The 6,000-nt window shown below is 46.7% G+C and carries 5 protein-coding genes, 1 tRNA gene and 1 other RNA gene; 3 read left to right on the forward strand and 4 right to left on the reverse strand.

The window, feature by feature from the left end:
* Positions 1 to 51: 51 nt before the first annotated feature.
* Positions 52 to 744 (reverse strand): queuosine precursor transporter, encoded by a 693-nt coding sequence (locus ACN08W_RS08260; protein WP_419109243.1) that lies wholly within the window; start codon positions 742 to 744, stop codon positions 52 to 54.
* A 241-nt stretch (positions 745 to 985) separates the two neighbouring features.
* The gene (locus ACN08W_RS08265; RefSeq protein ID WP_419107457.1) at positions 986 to 1,789 is read right to left on the reverse strand and encodes a hydroxymethylpyrimidine/phosphomethylpyrimidine kinase; all 804 of its coding nucleotides are present in this window, start codon (positions 1,787 to 1,789) and stop codon (positions 986 to 988) included.
* Between the two features lie 150 nt (positions 1,790 to 1,939).
* Here ACN08W_RS08265 and ACN08W_RS08270 point away from each other — a divergent pair, with 150 nt between their 5' ends.
* A complete protein-coding gene (locus ACN08W_RS08270; protein ID WP_419103822.1) occupies positions 1,940 to 2,605 on the forward strand; it encodes a TetR/AcrR family transcriptional regulator in 666 nt (221 codons plus the stop codon).
* Positions 2,606 to 2,786: 181 nt separating this feature from the next.
* Here ACN08W_RS08270 and ACN08W_RS08275 read toward each other — a convergent pair whose 3' ends face one another.
* A complete protein-coding gene (locus tag ACN08W_RS08275; RefSeq protein WP_419109244.1) occupies positions 2,787 to 3,398 on the reverse strand; it encodes a hypothetical protein in 612 nt (203 codons plus the stop codon).
* A gap of 788 nt (positions 3,399 to 4,186) precedes the next feature.
* Positions 4,187 to 4,274, reverse strand: a tRNA-Ser gene (locus ACN08W_RS08280).
* Between the two features lie 174 nt (positions 4,275 to 4,448).
* On the opposite strand from ACN08W_RS08280, the gene ffs reads away from it, so the two are divergent.
* Positions 4,449 to 4,545: signal recognition particle sRNA small type (gene ffs, locus ACN08W_RS08285), an RNA gene on the forward strand.
* Between the two features lie 121 nt (positions 4,546 to 4,666).
* A partial coding sequence (locus ACN08W_RS08290; RefSeq protein WP_419109245.1) for a DNA polymerase III subunit gamma and tau occupies positions 4,667 to 6,000 on the forward strand: 1,334 nt, incomplete at its 3' end.

Below are 6,000 nucleotides of genomic sequence, written 5' to 3' on the forward strand. Positions count from 1 at the left end.
ATGGTCTTTTAGATGCGCCACATCTTATCTTCTCTATACAGCATTACGAATCTACGAAGAAGCCGTCTCAGATACGCTCCGATAAGTTGGCTCATTCTTCTTAAACCACGAAATCACCGGAACAGTGACGGGCATCAGCACAAGTTCGACAAGACATTTATAGAAATAGCCGACAAGAACATAGTTGAGGTAATTATCAAAAGTACTAATTCCAAGAATCGGTGCAGCAACCGTGCAGAAAATGATAGTGTCCGCAAGTTCGCCTACTAGGGTAGATCCAACAAGCCGACCAACAAGGAACTTGCCGTCAAAACGTTTTTTCATGGCAACCATAACCCATGAGTTCAGTAGCTGGCCAATAAGGTATCCAGCAAGAGAGCCAGCAACAATCAACGGTACCGGACCCAGCACAGCTTCTAAGGCTTGTTGGTTCTCGTAGTAGTCTGCACTCGGAAGTTTAATGAGTATCCAGAAACTAAGGCTTGCAAAAGCTGCCGCTAGAAACGAGATAATAATGACTCTACGAGTGCGCGCAAAACCATAAATTTCGGAGAGAACATCCCCAATAATGTAAGCCAAGGGAAAGAGGAAGAAACCGCCGTCAGTGAGGACACTGCCGAAAGCAACACCTTTCGTGGCAGCAATGTTAGAGAGGATAAGAATAATAGCCGAGGCACACAGTAATAGGTCGTAGTAGGTACGAGAAGGCTGGGCATAGTGTTGTTGTGAGGCGGTGGCGGGCATAAAGTCGCTCCTTGAACTTAAATAGGTAGGGAGTGTCATTGAGATATGCTGCCCGTCTGCCACCCAGACATTTTCTCTAGAAGAAGTATAGTGCCTTCAGGGTAGAAGATAAACTTCTGCGGTGACGAATTTTATGGTCATACATAGTATTCGTCACCGCAGAAGTTACGATGTACCCTCATACTGCATGTTGTCATAAACACTCCAAGAGTGTTACAGCGCAGCTTGTGTAGGGATGGTGCTATTGATTGATTTGGTAGAGCGCATCAAAGGGCGCGTTAGAACGGACGCGTTCTGCGATACCGGCACTCACAAACTTTTTCGCCTGTTGTGCTGCTTCAAGGGGCGTTTTTCCTTGCGCCAAGTAGCCGGTAATGGCAGCGGCAAGGGTACAACCTGCACCGGCGACAACTGCACCATCATCAATTTTGGGTGTTTCTAATACTTCGAGGGTGTTTCCGTCATAGTAGACGTCCACTGCATTATCACCTTCGAGTCGGATAGAACCTTTTGCCAGAACTGTTGCGCCAGACTTTTCGTGGATGATGCGCGCTGCTTGCTCTAGTTCTTTAACGGTGGTGATGGAATCCATACCAGATAGGCTCATTGATTCAAAGTGGTTCGGGGTGACGAAAGTTGCCAGCGGTAGAATTTTTTCTTTAAGAGCGTTGTCAATATCTAATGCGGCACCGGGTTCTTGTCCCTTACAGATAAGTACGGGGTCTAGTACGAGGTTTTTAGGGGTGTGTTCTTCAAGGAAGCGTGCCACTGTTTCGATGGTGGGTACGGTGCCGAGCATTCCAATTTTCACGGCGTCAAGATTGTAGGTTGCGTGTACTACTTCTAATTGGTCGTGCACAGTCTGAGCGTCCACGGGAACGAAGCGATGTGCCCAGTCGTTCTTAGGGTCGAATGAGACAATGCAGGTAAGTGCGAGGGAACCATAAACGCCGAGGGCTTGGAATGTTTTGAGGTCTGCTTGTGCGCCTGCTCCGCCGGTTGCCTCGTTACCGGCGATGGTTAACGCGTAGGGTCGTTTTGTCATAGCGTCAATGTACCGCGTGGTAGCGATATTCGCTCGTTTTTTACACTAAACCCGTGTTTTTGTGATTCAAGCTACTCTGCATTCTGAGATTACGCTGACAGTTTTCCGGTTTTTGTCACTATCTGAGCAAAGTTAGTATACAGTAGCGTTATGCCTAGAATTTCTGCAGCCTCAAACGCGGCACAACGCGAGAACACCAAACGTGCCATTCTCGACTCTTTTGGTCGACTCCTCTATATGCGTGGACTACCCGGACTCACCATGACCGACGTCGCAAAAAACGCTGGTATTGGACGCACCGCAGTCTATAACTATTTTGCAGATATGGGTGAGCTACTTGTAGCATACGCAATGGACGAAACGGACAAGTTCCTCTCCGATCTTAACGAGGGCCTTGAGGGTATCACCAACCCGATTGACAAACTTGCCGTATATATCCGCCTAGAAATTGAGCGTCTTTCCCTACACCACATGCCACCGGGGCCAGCAATGCGCTCAGTACTCTCCCCCGAGTCTTTCGCAAAACTAGGCAAGCACGTATCCGCGTTGCAGATTGTTCTGGGGAAAATACTTCAAGAAGCTATCGACCAAGGTTACATTCTAGAGAACGATATTCGCGAAATGGCTCGTCTTATTCATGGTTCTCTCTCTTCTAGTGCAGAGCGCACTGACGAGACACCTGACGCTAAGGCACGTCAACGTCATATTGATTCAACGATTCGTTTTATTCAAATGGGTCTAGGCGCTCGTTTTGATGAGGTTGGAAATCCTGTACGTTTGGACGGAAAGAGCCCTTACTTAGTAGCTGTTTCTTAACATATATTTTTTATATATACATGTGGGGTTTGATAAGATTTTTTATCAAACCCCACGTGTATTTTTAAGAAGATATTATTTTATGATTTACTATTCTTTTAAATGCATTGTTCCCGCAAAGATTTATTGTGCGGGAACAATGCTGTTATCTAAACGATAGATTTTTATACTTTTTAGATATTTAACGTGTAAATGTCTGAGTTCTCAAAAGACCGTTCTTGTCTTCCAAAGGTCCACCGTTAATACGCATACGAATCTGGTAAAGGTATGCACGCCATTCACTGGGGTCACCCTGATCACTATAGAATTCGTAGCGTGGGAACCAGTAAGTTCCGCCACCACGGTTTTGACCAGCTTCAGAGATGTTGCTTCCGCCGTTCCAGTAAGTGGTGTAGGGGTAGACCATCTGAGGCGCACCATTGTGAGTCGCTAGGCGAGGTTCACGGGTATTGTCGCGAGATAGAGTTGACCAGAATGCACTGGAGTCTCCCTCGGGGTGGAATGTAAAGGAGTCGTAAGGTAGCCAGTAGGTGATGCTCAAGTCGGTTACAGTATCTTCTGGAAGGACGTTCTGGTATTGAACACCAAAGGGACCGCGACGACTTGGGCTGACTCGAGTGTGGTAATCATCATAAACATCGTGGCTAACGAAGGAGCTACCATTCCAGCGAAGGTTAGGGTTGGTGTGTGGTTCATCAAATGATGCTGCATAAGCGGGGACAGCAGCAGTAGCCACAACTACTGGAGCAGCCCACGCTGCGGACTTAACTAAATTACGGCGAGTGACACTCATAATTACCTTTTTCTTATATACGTTGTGTGGTTTCCGTTGGTGAGGATTCATCAAAAATGAAGCTCAGGTAAAATCATAGACAACTCCGAGCAACCGTTCAAGAATATAAACGACATAAGAATTCAATGCAACGATAAAGATTTCGTATTTTTTCAGTTATCTAGAGGAAACTCTCGCCAATTCTTAGCTTTGAGAAAAACGACACTTTTTATTTTCGGGAGTTTTGGTTTTCTCGAACTTATCACCTAGAGAAAAAATATAAGGTTTCTTTTCACTATTTTATTGCTATTTTTAAGTGTTTCTTTGAAGTAAGAGAAAATCTAAAATACACCCTATTTACTAGTTGAAATATCCAAAAGTAGGATGTTGAAACATCGAAAAAATTCTTGAACAGTAAAGTTTAAAGAGCAACTTAGCCGTGGACACCAGTCACCCAAACAGCCCACAGATAACATTTCGCTTATCCGACACTTTTTGCGAAAATATCAGACAAATGGCCAGAAACTCTCAGACAACTTTGATATCAGAACGTTAGAAGGCTCTAGAGCTTATCGAAAATTGTTACGTAAACCACTTACCTTTGTCCGCAAAATGAGACACAAAAAGACATAACGCTTAAAGGGTTAGAGCCTCGCGCAACAGAGTCTGTCGTCATCACAATCAAACCCATAAACATGTGAAACAGGTAGAGAAGACTACCATTCGGCGCTCCACGCCAAAGAGATAGGCAGTAAATATTTAAAGCAATAAGCTCATCACTATACGTAGTGATGAGCTTATTGCTTTTATGGCGGAGGATGGGGGATTTGAACCCCCGAGGGCGTTAACCCAACACGCGTTCCAGGCGTGCGCCATAGGCCGCTAGGCGAATCCTCCAAACGCTACGTAGCTTTCTCAAGCTTCACGTAAGCGAACAGATAAAAGCCTACCGCACTTTTTAAACGTTCGCAATTCCTAGCCCCTAACTTTTTCGTTAGCTACACCACTGACTGTTTTTTGCTTCACCACCTTGTCAGCTTTCTTTCAATGACTTTATGAGGTAGACTCTGTATCAGCCTCTTACGTGGCGTTATCTTGGAGAACTCCCCCAGGGTCGGAAGACAGCAAGGGTATCTGAGCTCTGACGGGTGCGTAAGGGGTCCTTTTTTATGCCCAAGCTTTACAAAGCATCTTCTGCTCTGCGTGGATAAATTACCCTTAACACTGACCTATTCATTAGACTAGGGTGCAAGATTCTTTTTTATTGCACGAATGTATAGGGTTGAGCTGTGAGCACTGCACTTTATCGCCGTTACCGCCCAGAATCCTTTAACGAGGTTATCGGTCAGGAACACGTCACCGAACCACTCATTACAGCGCTAACCAATAACCGCGTCAATCATGCCTACCTGTTCTCGGGTCCACGTGGCTGCGGTAAAACAACGTCTGCTCGTATCCTCGCGCGCTGCCTCAACTGTGCAGAAGGCCCAACACCCAACCCTTGCGGAGCCTGTGACTCGTGTAAAGAACTTTCTCGCCACGGCGGAGGATCGCTGGACGTCATTGAAATGGACGCTGCCTCACACGGTGGCGTCGACCATGCTCGAGATTTACGTGAACGAGCAACTTTCGCACCGGTTCGTGACCGCTATAAAATCTTCATCATTGACGAAGCGCACATGGTCACTCGCGAAGGGTTTAACGCTCTTCTTAAAATCGTTGAAGAACCACCAGAGCACATTAAATTTATTTTTGCGACGACCGAACCGAATAAAGTCCTCGGAACAATTCGTTCTCGCACCCATCACTACCCTTTCAGACTTGTTCCCCCAAGCACTCTCTCTTCCTACCTATTGCAACTGTGCCAAGAAGAAAACGTGCAGGTTGAAGACGGCGTTATCCCACTGGTGGTTCGTGCCGGTGGTGGGTCTGTTCGCGATAGTCTATCTATCCTTGATCAGTTGATGGCAGGTTCTCAGCAACAACATATTTCCTATGATGTCGCTACGTCTTTACTAGGATTTACCCATAGCGGACTTTTAGACGATGTTATTTTTGCTTTTGCTCAAGCAAACGCTGCTGAAGTTTTCCATGCAGTAGACCGTGTTATTCAAACAGGACAAGATCCCCGCCGATTTGTTGAAGATTTGTTGGAACGTCTGCGTGATTTGATTATTATTCAGGCAGTTCACGGATCTGTTGAGAGTGTCCTTCAGAATATGAGCGCCGATCAGGTTGAACGTTTACGCCAACAGGCCTCTGCTTTCGGCCCAGCAGAGCTCTCACGAGCAGCAGATGTAACCAGTCATGCGCTTAACGAGATGAGTGGCGCAACATCACCTCAGCTTCACTTAGAGTTGTTGTGTGCTCGTATTCTTTTGCCGGCTTCAGAGAAATCTATTGGTGCCGTAGGTGCTCGGTTAGATCGCCTTGAACGTCGTGTCGGTTCTCTCGTCGAGGAGAATGACGGCAATTCTAGCCGCTCGACAGCTCGTACTGAACATGCCTTATCAGCCGGTGAGAGCAGTGCACAGTCTATGAAGCGCCCGCCGTTGTCGGCTCCACCATTAGCTTCCGCTCAGCCCGCTCAGCCCGCTCAGCCCGCTCAGCCCGCTCAGCCCGC

It is taken from the genome of Rothia sp. CCM 9419 (genome assembly GCF_048512815.1).
Lineage (GTDB): Bacteria > Actinomycetota > Actinomycetes > Actinomycetales > Micrococcaceae > Rothia.

What these genes read in the sequence shown, in the direction of transcription:
- ACN08W_RS08265 (WP_419107457.1), bottom strand. Translation starts at nt 1,789, where the DNA reads ATGACAAAACGACCCTACGCGTTAACCATCGCCGGTAACGAGGCAACC.
- ACN08W_RS08260 (WP_419109243.1), bottom strand. Translation starts at nt 744, where the DNA reads ATGCCCGCCACCGCCTCACAACAACACTATGCCCAGCCTTCTCGTACC.
- ACN08W_RS08275 (WP_419109244.1), bottom strand. Translation starts at nt 3,398, where the DNA reads ATGAGTGTCACTCGCCGTAATTTAGTTAAGTCCGCAGCGTGGGCTGCT.
- ACN08W_RS08270 (WP_419103822.1), top strand. Translation starts at nt 1,940, where the DNA reads ATGCCTAGAATTTCTGCAGCCTCAAACGCGGCACAACGCGAGAACACC.